Annotated in this window: 18 protein-coding genes; 13 read left to right on the forward strand and 5 right to left on the reverse strand. The window is 71.4% G+C overall.

Features of this window, described 5'->3' with window-relative positions; genetic code table 11:
- Positions 1-1,291: 1,291 nt before the first annotated feature.
- From rsmD to mutM, 8 genes are all read left to right on the forward strand, one after another.
- Complete coding sequence (gene rsmD, locus F4559_RS06245) at positions 1,292-1,858, forward strand: 16S rRNA (guanine(966)-N(2))-methyltransferase RsmD (protein ID WP_184666634.1); 567 nt, start codon at positions 1,292-1,294, stop codon at positions 1,856-1,858.
- Between the two features lie 54 nt (positions 1,859-1,912).
- Positions 1,913-2,395: a pantetheine-phosphate adenylyltransferase gene (gene coaD / locus F4559_RS06250; RefSeq protein WP_184666635.1), complete on the forward strand. Its 483-nt coding sequence runs from the start codon at positions 1,913-1,915 to the stop codon at positions 2,393-2,395.
- Between the two features lie 84 nt (positions 2,396-2,479).
- Positions 2,480-3,193 (forward strand): F0F1 ATP synthase subunit B, encoded by a 714-nt coding sequence (locus tag F4559_RS06255; RefSeq protein ID WP_184675494.1) that lies wholly within the window; start codon positions 2,480-2,482, stop codon positions 3,191-3,193.
- 95 nt (positions 3,194-3,288) lie between these two features.
- On the forward strand, positions 3,289-3,876 hold the full coding sequence (locus tag F4559_RS06260; RefSeq protein WP_184666636.1) for a YceD family protein: 588 nt from the start codon (positions 3,289-3,291) through the stop codon (positions 3,874-3,876).
- 2 nt (positions 3,877-3,878) lie between these two features.
- The gene (gene rpmF / locus F4559_RS06265; protein WP_184666637.1) at positions 3,879-4,061 is read left to right on the forward strand and encodes a 50S ribosomal protein L32; all 183 of its coding nucleotides are present in this window, start codon (positions 3,879-3,881) and stop codon (positions 4,059-4,061) included.
- Positions 4,062-4,088: 27 nt separating this feature from the next.
- On the forward strand, positions 4,089-4,892 hold the full coding sequence (gene rnc, locus F4559_RS06270; RefSeq protein WP_184666638.1) for a ribonuclease III: 804 nt from the start codon (positions 4,089-4,091) through the stop codon (positions 4,890-4,892).
- A gap of 7 nt (positions 4,893-4,899) precedes the next feature.
- Positions 4,900-5,124 carry a hypothetical protein gene (locus tag F4559_RS06275; RefSeq protein WP_184666639.1) on the forward strand — a complete coding sequence of 75 codons (225 nt, stop codon included), beginning with the start codon at positions 4,900-4,902 and terminating at the stop codon, positions 5,122-5,124.
- Positions 5,125-5,134: 10 nt separating this feature from the next.
- Positions 5,135-6,010: a bifunctional DNA-formamidopyrimidine glycosylase/DNA-(apurinic or apyrimidinic site) lyase gene (gene mutM, locus F4559_RS06280; RefSeq protein WP_184666640.1), complete on the forward strand. Its 876-nt coding sequence runs from the start codon at positions 5,135-5,137 to the stop codon at positions 6,008-6,010.
- Here mutM and F4559_RS06285 read toward each other — a convergent pair.
- Positions 6,007-6,447, reverse strand: a complete 441-nt coding sequence (locus tag F4559_RS06285) for a MarR family winged helix-turn-helix transcriptional regulator (protein WP_184666641.1) — start codon at positions 6,445-6,447, stop codon at positions 6,007-6,009. The two genes, mutM and F4559_RS06285, sit on opposite strands and share 4 nt — an antisense overlap.
- Before the next feature lie 244 nt (positions 6,448-6,691).
- On the opposite strand from F4559_RS06285, the gene F4559_RS06290 reads away from it, so the two are divergent.
- Positions 6,692-7,372: a response regulator gene (locus tag F4559_RS06290; RefSeq protein WP_184666642.1), complete on the forward strand. Its 681-nt coding sequence runs from the start codon at positions 6,692-6,694 to the stop codon at positions 7,370-7,372.
- Between the two features lie 7 nt (positions 7,373-7,379).
- On the opposite strand, the gene F4559_RS06295 is transcribed toward F4559_RS06290, so the two are convergent.
- The 4 genes from F4559_RS06295 to F4559_RS06310 form a co-directional block, all read right to left on the reverse strand.
- The gene (locus F4559_RS06295; RefSeq protein ID WP_184666643.1) at positions 7,380-8,483 is read right to left on the reverse strand and encodes an NAD(P)/FAD-dependent oxidoreductase; all 1,104 of its coding nucleotides are present in this window, start codon (positions 8,481-8,483) and stop codon (positions 7,380-7,382) included.
- Between the two features lie 66 nt (positions 8,484-8,549).
- Positions 8,550-8,993, reverse strand: a complete 444-nt coding sequence (locus F4559_RS06300) for a hypothetical protein (protein WP_184666644.1) — start codon at positions 8,991-8,993, stop codon at positions 8,550-8,552.
- Between the two features lie 142 nt (positions 8,994-9,135).
- Positions 9,136-9,654: a hypothetical protein gene (locus F4559_RS06305; RefSeq protein ID WP_184666645.1), complete on the reverse strand. Its 519-nt coding sequence runs from the start codon at positions 9,652-9,654 to the stop codon at positions 9,136-9,138.
- An 11-nt stretch (positions 9,655-9,665) separates the two neighbouring features.
- The gene (locus F4559_RS06310) at positions 9,666-10,364 is read right to left on the reverse strand and encodes a CAP domain-containing protein (RefSeq protein WP_184666646.1); all 699 of its coding nucleotides are present in this window, start codon (positions 10,362-10,364) and stop codon (positions 9,666-9,668) included.
- 45 nt (positions 10,365-10,409) lie between these two features.
- Here F4559_RS06310 and F4559_RS06315 point away from each other — a divergent pair, with 45 nt between their 5' ends.
- The 4 genes from F4559_RS06315 (at position 10,410) to smc (ending at position 15,500) form a co-directional block, all read left to right on the forward strand.
- On the forward strand, positions 10,410-10,694 hold the full coding sequence (locus tag F4559_RS06315) for an acylphosphatase (protein WP_184666647.1): 285 nt from the start codon (positions 10,410-10,412) through the stop codon (positions 10,692-10,694).
- A 33-nt stretch (positions 10,695-10,727) separates the two neighbouring features.
- On the forward strand, positions 10,728-11,228 hold the full coding sequence (locus tag F4559_RS06320) for a sigma-70 family RNA polymerase sigma factor (protein WP_184666648.1): 501 nt from the start codon (positions 10,728-10,730) through the stop codon (positions 11,226-11,228).
- Positions 11,225-11,833 (forward strand): anti-sigma factor family protein, encoded by a 609-nt coding sequence (locus F4559_RS06325; protein ID WP_184666649.1) that lies wholly within the window; start codon positions 11,225-11,227, stop codon positions 11,831-11,833. The genes F4559_RS06320 and F4559_RS06325 overlap by 4 nt, the downstream gene beginning before the upstream one ends.
- Before the next feature lie 64 nt (positions 11,834-11,897).
- Entirely contained in the window at positions 11,898-15,500 is a 3,603-nt protein-coding gene (gene smc / locus F4559_RS06330) for a chromosome segregation protein SMC (RefSeq protein WP_184666650.1), read from the forward strand.
- Positions 15,501-15,512: the final 12 nt, after the last annotated feature.

Raw genomic sequence — 15,512 nt, forward strand, 5'->3', positions numbered from 1 at the left:
CCCGGGCCGTGCCCGGAACCGCGCTTCCGGCCAGCGTCGTGCGCGGCACCGCGGCAACGTACCGGGCCCGTGAGCGAAACCTGTCTCCGTGGACGGGCCGCTCACGGAAACGCGGTCGCGTACCCCATCCGTTGCCGGAACCGCGCTTCCGCGCCCAAGCCGTGCGCGGACCCGCGTCGCGTACCGGTCCGTGTGCCGAACCGTGTTTCTGTGCGCTTCCGTGCCCGCGCTACACGGAACCGGCATCGCATACCGAGCCGGTGCCCGGAACCGACCTACTGCCTCCAGGTCCTGCACGGAACTGCGGTCGCGTGCCCGGTCCGGGCGGTATCGCGCTGCTGTGTCGACGCTGCGTGAGGACCGGCAGTCCGGTTCCGGATCTGTGTCCGGAACCCGCTTCGGTGCCCAGGTCGTGCGCGTAGCCACCGTCGCGACCCGACCGGCGTGCGGTATCGCGCTGCTGTATCGGCGTCGCACTCGGAACTGCGGTCGCGTACCAATCCCGTGTCCGGAACCGTGCTTCTGTGCCCGGCCCGTGCGCGGAGTCGCGGTCGCGTACCCGGTTCGCGTACGGCATCGCGCTTCCATACCGGCTCTGTACGCGGACCCACGGTCCGGTGCCGAGCCTGTGGCCTGAACCGTGCTTCTGTAGCCGAGTTGTGCACGGGACCGCTGTCGCGACCCGACCTGGGTGGGGAATCGCGCTGCTGTGCCGGGGCTGCGCGCGGACCAACGGTCCGGTTAGGGCACTGCATCGGAACCCTGCCGCTGTGTCGGGTCGTGCTAGGAGTTGTGATCGCGTATCCGGTTCGCATGCGGCGTCGCGCCGCTGTGGCGGCGCTGCGCGCGGACCCGTGGTCCGGTTCAGGGCCCGTGTCCGGAACGTGCTTCTGTGACCAGCCCGTGCGCGGAGTCGCGGTCGCGTACCTGGTTCGCGTGCGGAACCGTGCCTCTGTCCCAGGCCGTGCGCGGAACCGCCGTCGGTGTGCCCGGTTCGGCTACCGAACCGTGTTTTCGTACCGTGCCAATGCGCGAAACCGCGTCCGGTCGTGGACCCGTGTGCGCAAAGGGGTTCCCTTCTCGCGTTGGGTGCCCAGGCGCGTCCCCGTGCCCGGCCCGGCTACGGAATCGTGCTTCCGTGTCCGGACCGGGTGAGGAACCGTGCTTTCGTAACCGGGCCGGGTGCGGGATCCCGGTTCTGTGTCGGCGCGGTGTACGTAACGCGGTCGCGTGCCCTCCACCGTGCCAGGCCGGGCACGGACCCGCCCCGCCCGCCTGGGACGATGGTCCGGTGACCAGGATCGTGGCGGGCGTCGTCGGCGGACGTCGGCTCAAGGTGCCGCCGCGCGGCACACGGCCGACCTCCGAGCGGGTGCGCGAGGCGCTCTTCAACTCCCTCACCACGCTGGTCGACCTCGACGGCGCGCACGTCCTCGACCTCTACGCCGGCTCCGGCGCGCTCGGCTTCGAAGCGCTGTCCCGCGGTGCCGTCGCGGCCACGTTCGTCGAATCCGACAAGCAGGCCGCCGACGTCCTCAAAGCCAACGCCCGTACCCTCGCCCTCCCCGGTGCCACCGTCCTCAACCGCACGGCCGAGACCGCCGTCGCCGTCGCACCGGCCGCGTCGTTCGACATCGTGTTCGCCGACCCGCCGTACGCCGTCGACGAGGTCCGCCTCGGCCGCGTCCTGGCCCTGCTGGTCGTCAACGGCTGGACCGCGCCGGACGCCGTCGTGGTCGTCGAGCGGGCCGCGCGCGACCCCGAACCGACGTGGCCGGCGGGCCTGGAACCGTTGCGCACCAAGCGTTATGGGGACACCGCACTGCACTGGGCGGAACGGTCCGGCGTCACCGGGTGACGCCGCACACGGAGTCGAGTTGACGCGTCCGACCGGGTGCTACCGTCCGGGACCATGACGCGCGCCGTGTGCCCCGGCTCCTACGACCCGGCCACCAACGGACACCTCGACATCATCGGCCGGGCGGCGAAGCTGTTCGACGAGGTGGTCGTCGCCGTGCTGATCAACAAGAACAAGCGCACGCTGTTCTCCGTCGAGGAACGCACCGAGATGCTGCGCGAGGTCACCGCCCAGTGGCCCAACGTGCGCGTCGACTCCTGGCACGGCCTGCTCGTCGACTACTGCCGCGAGAACGACATCAAGGCCATCGTGAAGGGCCTGCGCGCGGTCAGCGACTACGACTACGAGCTGCAGATGGCGCAGATGAACCACCAGCTCTCCGGCGTCGACACCCTCTTCATGCCGACCAACCCGCTCTACAGCTTCCTGGCCAGCTCGCTGGTCAAGGACGTGGCGACCTACGGCGGCGACGTGTCCAGCCTGCTGCCCCCCTCGATCCTCCATCGGCTGAACCTGCGCCTGGCCGAACGCCGCTGACCGGGTCCCCCGCGCGTCCTCCACACCGTCCCGGCCCGCGCAGGGCACACTGGTCACGTGGCGACCACGGGTGAGGGGAGTGACGTGTACCGGGTGTTCGAGGCCCTCGACGAGCTGGTCACGATCGTCGAGGAGGCGCGCGGCGTGCCGATGACCTCCGGCTGCGTCGTGCCGCGCGGCGACGTGCTCGAACTGCTCGACGACGTGCGCGACGCGATCCCCGGCGAACTCGACGACGCCCAGGACGTGCTCGACCACCGCGACGAGCTGATCGGCAAGGCGCAGCACGAGCTGGACACGGCGACCAGCAAGGCGCGGTCGGACGCGGACCGGATCGTGGGCGAGGCGCAGCACGAGGCCGAGCGGATGCTCTCCGAGGCCCGCGCCCGCGCCGAGCGGATGGTCGCGGAGGCCGAGGACCAGGCCCAGCGCACGGTCGTCACCGGCCGCCAGGAGTACGAGGACCTGGTCGGCCGCGCGCACGCCGAGGCGGACCGCATGATCCAGGCCGGTCGCGCGGGCTACGAGCGCGCGATCGAGGAGGGCCGCGCCGAGCAGTCCCGCCTGGTCGACCAGACCGAGGTGGTGCGTGCCGCGCACGCCGAGTCCGCGCGGGTCGTCGAGTCCGCGCAGACCGAGTCGATGCGCCTGCGCGGCGAGTGCGACGCCTATGTGGACGGGAAACTGGCCGACTTCGAGGACCTGCTCGCGCACACCCTGCGCAGCGTCGGCAAGGGTCGTTCGCACCTGCGCGGCCCGGCCGTCGCGGGCGCCGCGCCGTTCGACTACCACGACTGACACGACCTTCGACCTGCCGATTTCACGACCGGGCCGGTTGTCCCGTACCCTTGACCGGCTGGCCGTGGTAAGTCGCCCTCCAGCACACCACCATCATGTCTGAGCACCGTCACGCCTCCGCGCGTCCTTCAGCCACCGGGCCCTGGGTCATCGACACCAGGGACCTCGGTCGTCGCGCGGGCTCTTCACGCGCGTACCGCAGGTCGGTTCCCGCCGAAGGTGTCGGTCTGCTGGGCGTGATCGCGGTACCGCCCGGCGGCGAGGTCGACCTCGACGTGCTGCTGGAATCGGTGGTCGAGGGCGTACTGGTGACGGGCAGGGCCTCGACGGCGGTCGAAGGGGAGTGCTCGCGCTGCCTCGAACCGCTGACCGACGAGGTCGCGGTCGAGTTGACGGAGCTGTACGCCTACCCGGACAGCGCCACCGACGAGACCACCGAGGAGGACGAGGTGAGTCGGCTCGCCGACGACCTGGTCGACCTCGAACCGGTGGTGCGCGACGCGATCGTGCTCGCGCTGCCGCAGGTGCCGCTGTGCTCGCCGGACTGCCCGGGGCTGTGCGTCGATTGCGGTGGCAGGCTGGCCGAACTCGGCCCCGACCACGGGCATGAGACGATGGACCCCCGGTGGGCCGCTCTTCAGGAGCGGTTCGGCGGGAATCGTGACAATCCAGAGGAGAACTAGTCGTGGCCGTCCCGAAGCGGAAGATGTCGCGCTCGAACACGCGCTCGCGCCGCGCTCAGTGGAAGACGTCCGCCGTGCACCTGGTGGCCTGCTCGAACCGGGCGTGCCGTCAGCCCAAGCCCCAGCACGTCACCTGCCCGTCCTGCGGCCAGTACGACGGCCGCCAGGTCGTTCAGCCGGCCTGATCCCTCTGGCGAAGGTAGCGGCGAACAGTGGGGGGTAGGTCGTCGCGCGGTCGGTCCGCCGACAGCGCCCCGTTGCTCGAAGCGCTCGGCGTCCCGTTGGACGCCGAGCTGCTGACACTCGCACTCACACACAGGTCCTACGCGTACGAGAACGGCGGGCTCCCGCCGAACGAGCGTCTCGAGTTCCTCGGCGACGTCGTTCTCGGTCTCGTGGTCACCGACCACCTTTACCGCACGCATCCCGACCTGCCCGAGGGTCAGCTCGCCAAGCTCCGTGCGAGCGTGGTGAACATGCACGCGTTGGCGGGCGTGGCCAGGGGACTCGGCGACGACGGGCTCGGCGGTCATCTGCTGCTCGGTCGTGGCGAGGAACTGACCGGCGGGCGCGACAAGGCGAGCATCCTCGCGGACGGTCTCGAGGCCGTCATCGGTGCGGTGTACCTGCAATTCGGTATCGACACCGCGCGTCAAGTTGTCCACCGCCTGTTCGACCCGCTGCTGGCCGAAGCGCCACTGCGGGGCGCGGGGTTGGACTGGAAGACCAGCTTGCAGGAACTGACCGCGTCGGCAGGGCTCGGCGTGCCCGAGTACCGGGTGGACGACCAGGGCCCCGACCACCGCAAGGAGTTCACCGCGACGGTGTTCGTCGGTGGTCAGGCCCACGGCTCCGGCGACGGGCGCACGAAGAAGGAAGCCGAGCAGAAGGCGGCCGAGGCCGCCTACCACGTGCTGGAGCGGGCCAAGGCCAAGCAGGACAAGGCCGCGTCCGGGAACGGCCACGCTGCCGGTGGGACCACCTCATCGCAGACCTCATCCTCCGAGGAAGACTGACGCCGTTATGTTTGCCACGAACGTCCGGACGACCCGGCGCGCACGCCACACGCGACCGGCCCGCCCGCTGAACGCCTCCCGCAGCGGTGGCATCCAGGGCCTGGTCCTGGTCCGCGACACCGCCCAGGCGGGCGGCTGGATGCTCAAGCCGACCAAGCCACAGGCCGCCGCGTACGAGATGCTCGAAGAGCTCGAACGCGCCGAGGCCGAGGGCACCACCACCGAGGACTGACGCTCCGACCGTGCCCGAACTGCCCGAGGTCGAGGTCGTCCGTCGCGGTCTGCACGAGCACGTCGCGGGTCGCACCATCACTTCGGTCGAAGTGCTGCACGCCCGCGCGATCCGCCGCCACCTGCCGGGGGCGGCGGATTTCGCCGTGCGCCTGACCGGACAGCGCATGGAGGCCGCGCGTCGGCGCGGCAAATACCTGTGGGTCGACCTGTCCGGCGGTGACGCGTTGCTCGCGCACCTGGGGATGAGCGGCCAGATGCTGGTGCAACCGGTCGACGCACCGGACGAGAAGCACCTCCGGGTCCGCCTGCGCTTCGACGACGGCGGACCGGAGCTGAGATTCGTCGACCAGCGCACGTTCGGCGGACTCATGGTCGCGGACCTCGTCGAGGTGGACGGCACGTCCCTGCCGGACGAGGTCGCGCACATCGCCCGCGACCCGCTCGACCCGGAGTTCGACCTGTCGGCCGCGGTGCGGGCGCTGCGGCGCAAGCGGACCGAGGTCAAACGCGCGCTGCTGGACCAGACGCTGGTGTCGGGGATCGGGAACATCTACGCGGACGAGGCGTTGTGGCGCACCCGGCTGCACGGCCTGCGGCCCACCGCGAAGCTGACCGCGGCACAGGGTGTCGAACTGCTCGGGCACGCCACCGAGGTGATGCGCGAAGCACTGGGGCAGGGCGGCACGTCCTTCGACGCGCTCTACGTCAACGTGAACGGGCAGTCGGGGTATTTCGACCGGTCCCTCGCGGCCTACGGGCAGGAGGACCGGCCCTGTTCGCGATGCGGAACCGCGATCGTCCGGGAACCCTTCATGAACAGGTCCTCGTATTCCTGTCCCCGGTGTCAACCCCGACCGCGTTCGGCGGTGCGGCCGATCGGCTAGCCGCGTGAGTGCGGATCGGCCAGTCGGCGCAGCAGTGAGGTGGCCAGGCGGAGGCTCTCCAGTTCCGCCTCGGTGAGCCGGGAAAGGCGGTCGGAGAGCAGTTCCGCTTCGCCGTGCGCGAGTGAGGCAATCGTTTCCCGACCGGCTCCGGTGAGTTCCACGATCGTCGCGCGGCCGTCGGCGGGATCGGGTTCGCGGCGGACGAGACCACCCGATTCCAGGCCGGTCACGACGGTCGTCGCGGTCGGTTGGGAGCACAGTGCACGGACCGCGATCTCGCCGATACGCATGGGTCCCTGCGTCGAGAGTTCCGAAAGTACGAGCAGTTGCGTGGGCTGGAGTCGCTTCACCGGAGCGGCCTGGCGAAGACTGCGGATCAGCCGGTGAACGGCAACCACGAGTTGTAAGGCATCCTGATTGGTCACACTGGCGGTCATAGCGGACCTCCTCGTGGCTCACTGGCAGTGAGCGGTTGTCCGAATTCGGACAGGACATTCGCACTATCGCAGTACTCCTGTCCAGCAAACTGATTCATTCGCACCCGGATGTACTCATCGGCGCCGCAAGCATGCGGGCCTAGGGGTGTGAATGCGGCATTAATGGCCGACGGGTCGGCGTCAAGGGTGCGTCAAGACCTGACGTTACCGACTCCGCGTGCTCCCGCGCGCGTAGTGTCACAGCGTGACGAAGGTGCTCGTGGTCGACGACGAACCGCAGATCGTGCGCGCGTTGCGGATCAACCTGTCGGCGCGCGGCTACCGGGTGCTGACCGCCTCCGACGGCGCGTCCGCGTTGGCGGTCGCGGCCGAGGGACGGCCGGACGTGGTCGTGCTCGACCTCGGGCTGCCCGACCTGGACGGCACCGAGGTGATCTCGGGCCTGCGCGGGTGGACCACCGTGCCGATCATCGTGCTGTCGGCGCGCACCGACTCGACCGACAAGGTCGAGGCGCTCGACGCGGGCGCCGACGACTACGTGACCAAGCCGTTCGGCATGGACGAACTGCTCGCCCGCCTGCGTGCCGCCGTGCGCCGGTCCGCGGTGTCGCACGACGTCGGCGACCCGGTCGTGCGCACCGCGTCGTTCGTGGTCGACCTGGCGGCGAAGAAGGTGCACCGCGAGGGCGTCGAGGTGCACCTGACGCCGACGGAGTGGGGCGTGCTGGAGCTGCTGGCCCGCAACCAGGGCCGGCTTGTCGCGCAGAAGCAGCTCCTCCAGGAGGTGTGGGGACCCGCGTACGCGAAGGAGACCCACTACCTGCGCGTGTACCTGGCGCAGTTGCGTCGCAAGCTCGAACCGGAACCCGCGCGTCCGCGGCACCTGGTGACCGAACCCGGCATGGGGTACCGGTTCGAGCCGTGACCGCCGCTCAGAACGAGGTCGGGATCGTCGGGTGGCGTTCGAACAGGACGGTGCCCCGCACGACCGCCTCTTTCACGCGGGCGGCGAGCCGGCCGGTCAGCACGAGTTCGCGGGGCGAGTCGTCGCCGCGCACGAACTGGATCAACCCGTCGCGGCGGCCGAGGCTGACGCACTGGAGCGCGTAGCCGAACCGCAACGGCTTGCTCACCCGGCCGCTCAGCCGCGCGGCCACCGTGCGGATCGCGTACTGCGTGGTCGGCAGTCCGGTCGCGCACGCCATCCGCAGTTCGAGCCCGTCCGGGCGGTGCACGGCGGCGGCGTCGCCCACCCCGATCACCTCCGGGTGCGACACCGACGACAGCGTGCCGTCGACGACCAGCCGGCCCCGGCCGTCCACCTCGAACCCGGCTTCCCGCGCCAGGTCCGGCACACGGAACCCGGCCGTCCACACGACGGTGTCGGCGGTGATCTCCCGGTCGGCGAGCACGACACCGTCCGCGCGCACCTCGGTCACCCGCGCGTCGTCGACCACGGTCACGCCCAGCCGGTCGAACACGCGGCGCAGGTGTCGACGGCCCTTGGCCGACAGCGCCCCGCCGAACACGCCGCCGGTCGCCAGCGTGACCGCCAGGTGCGGGTGCGCCTCGGCGAGTTCGGCGGCGGCCTCGATCCCCGTGAGGCCGCCGCCGATGACGACCACGGACCGCGCGGTCGTCAAGTTCACCCGCAGGCGTTCCGCTTCTTCACGGGTCGCCACGGTGAACGCGTGCTCGCGGGCGCCGGGCACCGAGTCCAGATCGGCCCGGCTGCCCAACGCGTACACGAGCCGGTCGTAGTGCAGTCTGCCCGTTTCCAGGGTGATCTCGCGCGTGTCGGCGTCGATCCGGGTCACGCGGTCGACGACGAGCCGCACGCCGGTGCCGTCGAGCAGGCCGGTCAGCGGCAGGTCGTGCGGGGTCCGGCCGGCCGCGAACTCGTGCAGGCGGACCCGTTCGACGAACCGGTCACGGTCGTTGACCAGCGTGACCTCGGCTTCGGTCCAGCGGGCGAGGAGCTTGGCGGCGGCCAGTCCGGTGTACCCGCCGCCGACGACCACGATGTGCTCTGCCATGTCGGAAGTCCTTTCGCTCTCGCGGAAGGAGCGAAATGGGCCGGGCCGGCGTGACAGTGATCCGCCTCACGCCTCCGAGGACGGCACCGGCAGCTGCGGTGTCGTGGTGGTCGTCGTCGTGGTGACGGTCGTCGTGGTGGTGGTCGTTGTCGTCGTGGCCTGTTCCTTGGGCGCGGCCGTCGACGTCGTCGGCGGCACGCTCGTCGTGGTCACGGTGACGGCGATCTGCTTGTCGGGTTCGACGGTGGACGCCTCCGGATCGCTCGGGTGCGTGCCGGTCGGCGACGGGCTTGTGGGCAGGGGCGGCGCGGGGCCGCGCTCGGGTGCCACGCTCGTCACGACGCCCTGTTCTGCCTTGGGCTCGGGTGGTCCGGCGTCGGGCTTGACGCCGCCCACCATCATCGTGGCGACCACGGCCATCGCCGTCGCCACGACGACACCGCCCGCGGCGAGCAGCACGAGCGGGGGCATGCCCCACTTCGCCGGGTCGGTCTGGTCTTCCTCGAACACGCCGAACTCCCTGTCGGAACACGCGGATGGGTGTCCGGGTTATCGGCGCGTCGTCGTGGCCACCGCATCGTCAGGCGCACATGCCCACACCATCGAGTGGAGACGCGTGACCGCCGTGCGGCGGGCTCGTTGAAACGGCGGCTCAGCCTGCCTGCGTGATGACGCCCTGCGCCGGCGTCGTCGTGGTCGCCGGGGGCTGGGTCGTGGTGGCCGGGGGCTGGGTCGTCGTGGTCGTGGTCGGCGGAGGCAGCGTGGTCGTCGGCCTCGGCGGCTGAGTGGTCGGCTTCGGGTCCGGCCGGTCGGGTTCCTCGACGGTCGTGGTCGTGCCGTCCGGGCGGGTCACCGTGGTGATGCGGGCCCGGGTCGTGGTCGTCGGCGCGTCCTCGCCGGTCGTCGTGGTCGCGGTCGTGGTGTCCGTCGTCGTCACGGTCGTGCCCGCCGTCGTGCCGCGGGTCGAAGTCACGGTGAGCTGCCCCCGGTTGACCACGTCCTCGCGCGGTGTGGGCTTCGCGGGCGCGGCCTGCTCGGACGGGCCGGCGATCGACGCGATCGCGGCGAAGATCGTCGCGGTGGCCACGCCGGACGCGGCGAGCACCAGGTTCGGCGACAAGCGCCTGCGCGCCGGTTGCGCCTCCGGTGCCTCGTGGATGCCGTCGCTCACGCCTGCTCCTCCTACCGGCCGAAATCCTGGGTCCAGTACCAGCCGCGGGTGTCCAGACCGACCCCGATGGCGGTGAACGAGCAGTCCAGGATGTTGCGCCGGTGCCCGTCCGAGTTCATCCACGCCGACATGACCGCCTCGGGGGACCGCTGACCCTTGGCGATGTTCTCGCCGCCGGGACGGGAGTAGCCCGCCGTGCGCATCCGCGCCGCGAAGTCCACGCCTTCCGGCGTGTCGTGGGAAAAGTAGCCGCGTTCCGCCATGTCGGCGCTGTGGCCCTGCGCGGCGGCGGTGATCCGGTCGTCGACCTTGAGCGCCGGGCACCCGGCCGACGCGCGTTCCCCGTTCACGAGTTCGACCACCTGCGCGGCGGCCGGCAAGTCTGCCGGGCGCGTGGTGGTGGTCGGTGCGACCGTCGTGGTCGTCGTGGCGACGGTCGTCGTCGTGGTGGTCACGGTGGTGGTGGTCGTTACCGGTGCCGTGGTCACGGTCGCGGTACGCGACGCTGTCGTCGTCGCGGGGACCGCGACAGTGGTCGAACTCGGCGCACCGACCGCGCCCGCCGCGTGGCTAGTCGCGTCGTCCGGTTCGTCGCCGACGGAGGTGAAGTGGGCGGGGCTCGCCACGGCGACCCCGGTCGCACCCGCCGCTCCCAGCAGCAGGCCCACGAGGATGCCGATCACCGATCGGTTACCGCGTCGGGCTGTCACGGTCGCGCACCGTACCACTAACGAGTGAAATGACAGGATGTACGTGTGGTTGGAGTAGAGCAGGTTCGCCTGACTGTGTGGGTGCGCGGACACGTTCAGGGAGTCGGGTTTCGGTGGTGGACCCGGGCCCGAGCGCTCGAACTCGGCCTGGTCGGCTCGGCGTCGAACCTCGCCGACGGCCGCGTGGAGGTCAACGCCCAGGGCTCGCGCACGGCGTGCGACGGGCTGCTGACGCTGTTGCGGTCGGGTGCGACGCCCGGCCGGGTCGACGCCGCCGTCGAGCGCTGGTCGACGCCACGCGTCGGCGTCACGGGTTTCGTCGAGCGTTGAACGTCGCGGCGACCGGTGGCGTAGTAACCCGACGTGGACCGCGGCGAGGATCTGGTCAGGCGCCTGGACGACCGGTGGCGCGGTCCGCTGCACGGTTACGTCCTGCGCCTCGTCGGCGGTGACCACCAGAAAGCCGAGGACGTCGTCCAGGAGACGCTGCTGCGCGCCTGGCGACACGCCGACGAACTGCACCCCGACCAGGCCGGTCCCTGGCTGTACACGGTGGCGCGCAACCTGGTGATCTCCGGGTACCGCCGCCGGGGAGCCGGCGAGGTGCCGCTGGGACCCGACCACCTGCCGCCGGTCGCGGACCGCGTCGACCAGGTGCTCCAGAACTGGCAGGTCGCCGAGGCCCTGCGCGCGCTGAGCGACGACCACCGGGCCGTCGTGGTCGAGCTGTACTACCGCCGCCGCACGGTCGCGGAGGCGGCGGCGGTGCTGGGCGTCCCGTCCGGCACGGTCAAGTCGCGCTGCTTCTACGCCCTGCGCGCGCTGCGCGACGCATTGGAGGAACGGGGGGTGACCGAACCGTGAGCTGTGCACACACCGTGTCGCTCGGCGCCTACCTGCTCGGCGCCCTCGACCCCGCCGAGCGCTCGGCGTTCGAACGGCACCTGGACGGCTGCGTCACGTGCCCGCGCGAGATGGTGCGCCTCGCACCGCTGCCCGGTCTGCTCAGCCAGGTCCGGCCGGAGGACCTGGAACCGACCGCCCGTCCGCCGGTCCCGCCGCCGGCCGTGCGCCGGCCGACACGCCCACGACTGCCGCTGCTCGCCGGTGCCGCGACGCTGCTGGTCGTGCTCGCCGCCGCGGTCGTGCTCGGTCTCCGGTTCGCCGGTGCCGACGAGCCGGTCACGTGGCGCGCGACGGACACCGCGACCGGGGTGAGCGCGCGGGCCGACCTCGTGGGCCGGTCGTGGGGCACCGAACTGTGGGTGAGCACCGACAACGTGCCGAAGGGCAGCCGCTGCAAACTCGTCGTGCACGACCGCGACGGCCGCACCGAGGTGGGCGGCTGGTGGGGCGCCGACCGCGACGCCGGCGCGCGGATCCCGGGCAGCACGTCGTTCGACGTCGACCGGATCGACCGGCTCGACGTGGTGGTCGATTCGACCGTCGTGGTGACCGTCCGGAGATGATCTCCCAGGTCAGCGGCGGCACGCCTGCGCCGGATCGGCCGCGTTCACCGGTAGTCTGCCCCGCGTGCACCTCAAGAGCCTGACGCTGAAGGGCTTCAAGTCCTTCGCCTCGGCTACCACCCTGCGCTTCGAGCCGGGCATCACGTGCGTGGTCGGTCCCAACGGGTCCGGCAAGTCGAACGTGCTCGACGCGTTGCGCTGGGTCATGGGCACCCAGGGCGCGAAAGACCTGCGCGGCGGCAAGATGGAGGACGTCATCTTCGCCGGCACCTCCGGCCGCGCCCCGCTGGGCCGCGCCGAGGTCACGCTCACCATCGACAACTCCGACGGCGCGCTCCCGATCGACTACACCGAGGTCTCGATCACCCGCCGCATGTTCCGCGAGGGCGCGACCGAGTACGAGATCAACGGCAACTCGTGCCGGCTCATGGACATCCAGGAGCTGCTGTCGGACTCCGGCATCGGCCGCGAGATGCACGTCATCGTCGGCCAGGGCCAGCTCGCCGCGATCCTGGAGTCCAAACCCGAGGAACGCCGCGCGTTCGTCGAGGAGGCGGCCGGCGTCCTCAAGCACCGCAAGCGCAAGGAGAAAGCGCTGCGGAAGCTGGAGGCGATGCAGGCCAACCTCACCCGCCTCACCGACCTGACCGCCGAACTGCGGCGCCAGCTCAAGCCGTTGGGCAAGCAGGCCGAGATCGCCCGCCGGGCCCAGGTCGTCCAGTCCGAACTGCGCGACTCGCGGCTGCGCCTGCTGGCCGACGACCTGGTCACGCGGCGTGCCGTGCTGGCCCGCGAGGAACAGGACGAGGCCGCCGCCCGTGCCCGGCGCACCGAGGTGGAGCGCTCGCTTCAGCAGGCACAGGTGCAGCAGAACGAACTCGAGGAGCAGGTCGCGGCCGACGCGCCGAAGCTCCAGCGCGCACAGGACACCTGGTACCGGCTGTCCGCGTTGGAGGAACGGCTGCGCGGCACGGTCCGCCTGGCCGCCGAACGCGACCGGCACCTGTCCGCCGTGGTCGACGCGCCGCGGGGCGGGCGCGATCCGGACGAACTCGAAGCCGAGGCCGAGCAGACCGCCCTGCTGGAGCAGGAACTGCAGGAGGGCGTGACCGACGCCCGCATCGGGCTCGCCGAGGCGGTGGAGACCCGCGCCGAGTGGGAACGCGTCGTGTCCGCCGCCGAGAAGGCGCACCTCGCCGCCGTGCGCGCCATCGCCGACCGGCGTGAAGGGCTCGCCCGGCTGTCCGGGCAGGTCGAGGCGTTGCGGTCCAAGACGAACGCGACCGCCGAGGAGATCGAACGGCTGTCGGCGGCGCTGGCCGAGTCCGTGGCGCGCGCCGATCAGGCCCGCCTGGAACTGGCCGAGGGCCAGGAGGTCACCGGCACCGAGGACGAGGACGACCAGGGCGTCGAGGAACGCCACCGGCAGGCCGTCGAGGCGGACGCAGCCGCGCTTGGTCGGGTCGAGGAGTTGGTGAAGGCCGAGCGCACGGCCGAGCGTGACATCGCGTCGTGGAAGGCCCGTGTGGACGCGTTGTCGCTCGGGTTGACCCGTAAGGACGGCGCGGGCGCGCTGTTGGCGTCCCGGTTGCCCGGTCTGCTCGGGTCGGTGGCCGCGTTGCTGACCGTCGACGCCGGTGCCGAGGTCGCGCTCGCGGCGGCGCTCGGACCGATCGCGGACGCGGTCGCCGTGGCGGCGGGGGCGGATGCCGTGGCCGCGTTGGAGTTGTTGAAGGAACAGGACGCGGGGCGGGCCGGACTGCTGGTCGGCGGCGCCGGCGACGTGTCCGACCGGTCGACGTGGCCGGTGCTGACCGCGGGTGCCTGGGCCGTGGACCTGGTGCGTGCGCCGGACGCGCTGCGGCCTGTGCTGCACCGCGCGCTGGACCGCGTTGCGGTGGTGGACGATCTGGCCGATGCGCAGGCTCTGGTCGCCGCCTACCCGGACGTGCGCGCGGCGACGCGTGAAGGCGACGTCCTCGGTGGAGACTGGGTGGTCGGCGGATCGCAACGCGCGCAGAGCGTCATCGAGGTGCAGGCCGCCGTCGACGAGGCGACCGAGAAGCTTGCGTTGGCCGAACGGGCTTTCGAACGGTCCAGTGCGGCGTTGGAAGGCGCCCGTGCCGAGCAGCAGGCCCGGCGTGCCGAGGTGGCCGCGCTCAAGGAACAGCTCAACGAGGCCAAGGTGCGCCGCGCCCGGTCGGCCGAGCGCCTCAACCGGCTCGCCGCCGCCGTGCGGTCCGCCGAGGCCGAAGTGGACCGTGCCCGCGGCCGGCGGGAGAAGGTCGAGGCAGCCCGCGAGGAGTACCTGCTCAAGCTCGGTGAGCTGGAGGAACGCCTGCTCGTCGCCGAGGAGCAGCCCCTGGAGGACGAACCGGACACCGACCATCGCGACGAGGCCGCCGCCGAACTCGCCGGCGCGCGCCAGTCCGAAATGGACGCCCGGTTGGCGTTGCGCACGGCCGAGGAACGCGCCCGTGCCGTGCAGGGCAAGGCGGACGGGCTGCGGCGTGCGGCACGCGCCGAGCGCGAGGCCCGTGAACGTGCACAACGCCAGCACGCGGCCCGTGCGCGGGGCGCGGTCGTGGCGAAAGCCGTGGTGCGGGGTGGCGAGCTGGCGTTGGAACGGATCGCGGTCTCGCTCGCTCGCGCGGCACGTGAACGCGACGCGGCGCAGGAACGTCGCACGCAGCGCGAGACTTTTCTGGGACAGGTCCGCAACCTGGTCCGCGAGATGTCCGGCGAACTGGAGAAGCTGACCGACGCTGTGCACCGCGACGAGGTGCTGCGCGCGGAACAGCGACTGCGCATCGAGCAGTTGGAGACCAAGGTCGCCGAGGAGTTCGGCATCGGCCTGGACGACCTGGTCGCCGAGTACGGGCCGGACGTGTTCATCCCGCCGTCGCCGCAGGAGATCGCCGAGTACGAGGCGGCGAAGGAACGCGGCGAGGCGGTGACCGCGCCCCAGCCCATCCCGTACGACCGGGACACGCAGCAGCGGCGGGCCAAGCGCGCGGAACGCGACCTGTCGTTGCTGGGCAAGGTGAACCCGCTGGCGCTGGAGGAGTTCGCCGCGCTGGAGGAGCGCTACAAGTTCCTGTCCAACCAGTTGGAGGACATCAAGGCGACGCGGCGCGACCTGCTCACCGTGGTGAAGGAGGTCGACGACAAGATCCTGGAGGTGTTCACGTCCGCGTACGAGGACGTGGCCCGCGAGTTCGAGGTCGTGTTCGGCGTGCTGTTCCCCGGCGGCGAGGGCCGCCTCGTGCTCACCGAACCCGACGACATGCTCACCACCGGCATCGACCTGGAGGCCCGGCCGCCGGGCAAGAAGGTCAAGCGGCTGTCCCTGCTGTCGGGCGGCGAGAAGTCCCTGGCGGCCGTGGCCATGCTGGTGGCGATCTTCCGCGCGCGGCCGTCGCCGTTCTACGTGATGGACGAGGTCGAGGCGGCGCTGGACGACACCAACCTGCACCGGCTGATCGGCCTGTTCGAGCAGTTGCGCGAACGGTCCCAGCTCCTGATCATCACGCACCAGAAGCCGACCATGGAGATCGCCGACGCCCTGTACGGCGTGTCCATGCGCGGTGACGGCATCAGTCAGGTCATCTCCCAGCGCCTGCGCGGCCACGAACCCGCCCGCGAGTCCTCCACCCAGGCACCCTGAAATACGCGTTCG

This window comes from Saccharothrix violaceirubra (assembly GCF_014203755.1).
GTDB lineage: Bacteria > Actinomycetota > Actinomycetes > Mycobacteriales > Pseudonocardiaceae > Actinosynnema > Actinosynnema violaceirubrum.

What these genes read in the sequence shown, in the direction of transcription:
- F4559_RS06275 (WP_184666639.1), top strand. Translation starts at nt 4,900, where the DNA reads ATGTTTGCCACGAACGTCCGGACGACCCGGCGCGCACGCCACACGCGA.
- F4559_RS06285 (WP_184666641.1), bottom strand. Translation starts at nt 6,447, where the DNA reads ATGACCGCCAGTGTGACCAATCAGGATGCCTTACAACTCGTGGTTGCC.
- F4559_RS06295 (WP_184666643.1), bottom strand. Translation starts at nt 8,483, where the DNA reads ATGGCAGAGCACATCGTGGTCGTCGGCGGCGGGTACACCGGACTGGCC.
- coaD (WP_184666635.1), top strand. Translation starts at nt 1,913, where the DNA reads ATGACGCGCGCCGTGTGCCCCGGCTCCTACGACCCGGCCACCAACGGA.
- F4559_RS06260 (WP_184666636.1), top strand. Translation starts at nt 3,289, where the DNA reads ATGTCTGAGCACCGTCACGCCTCCGCGCGTCCTTCAGCCACCGGGCCC.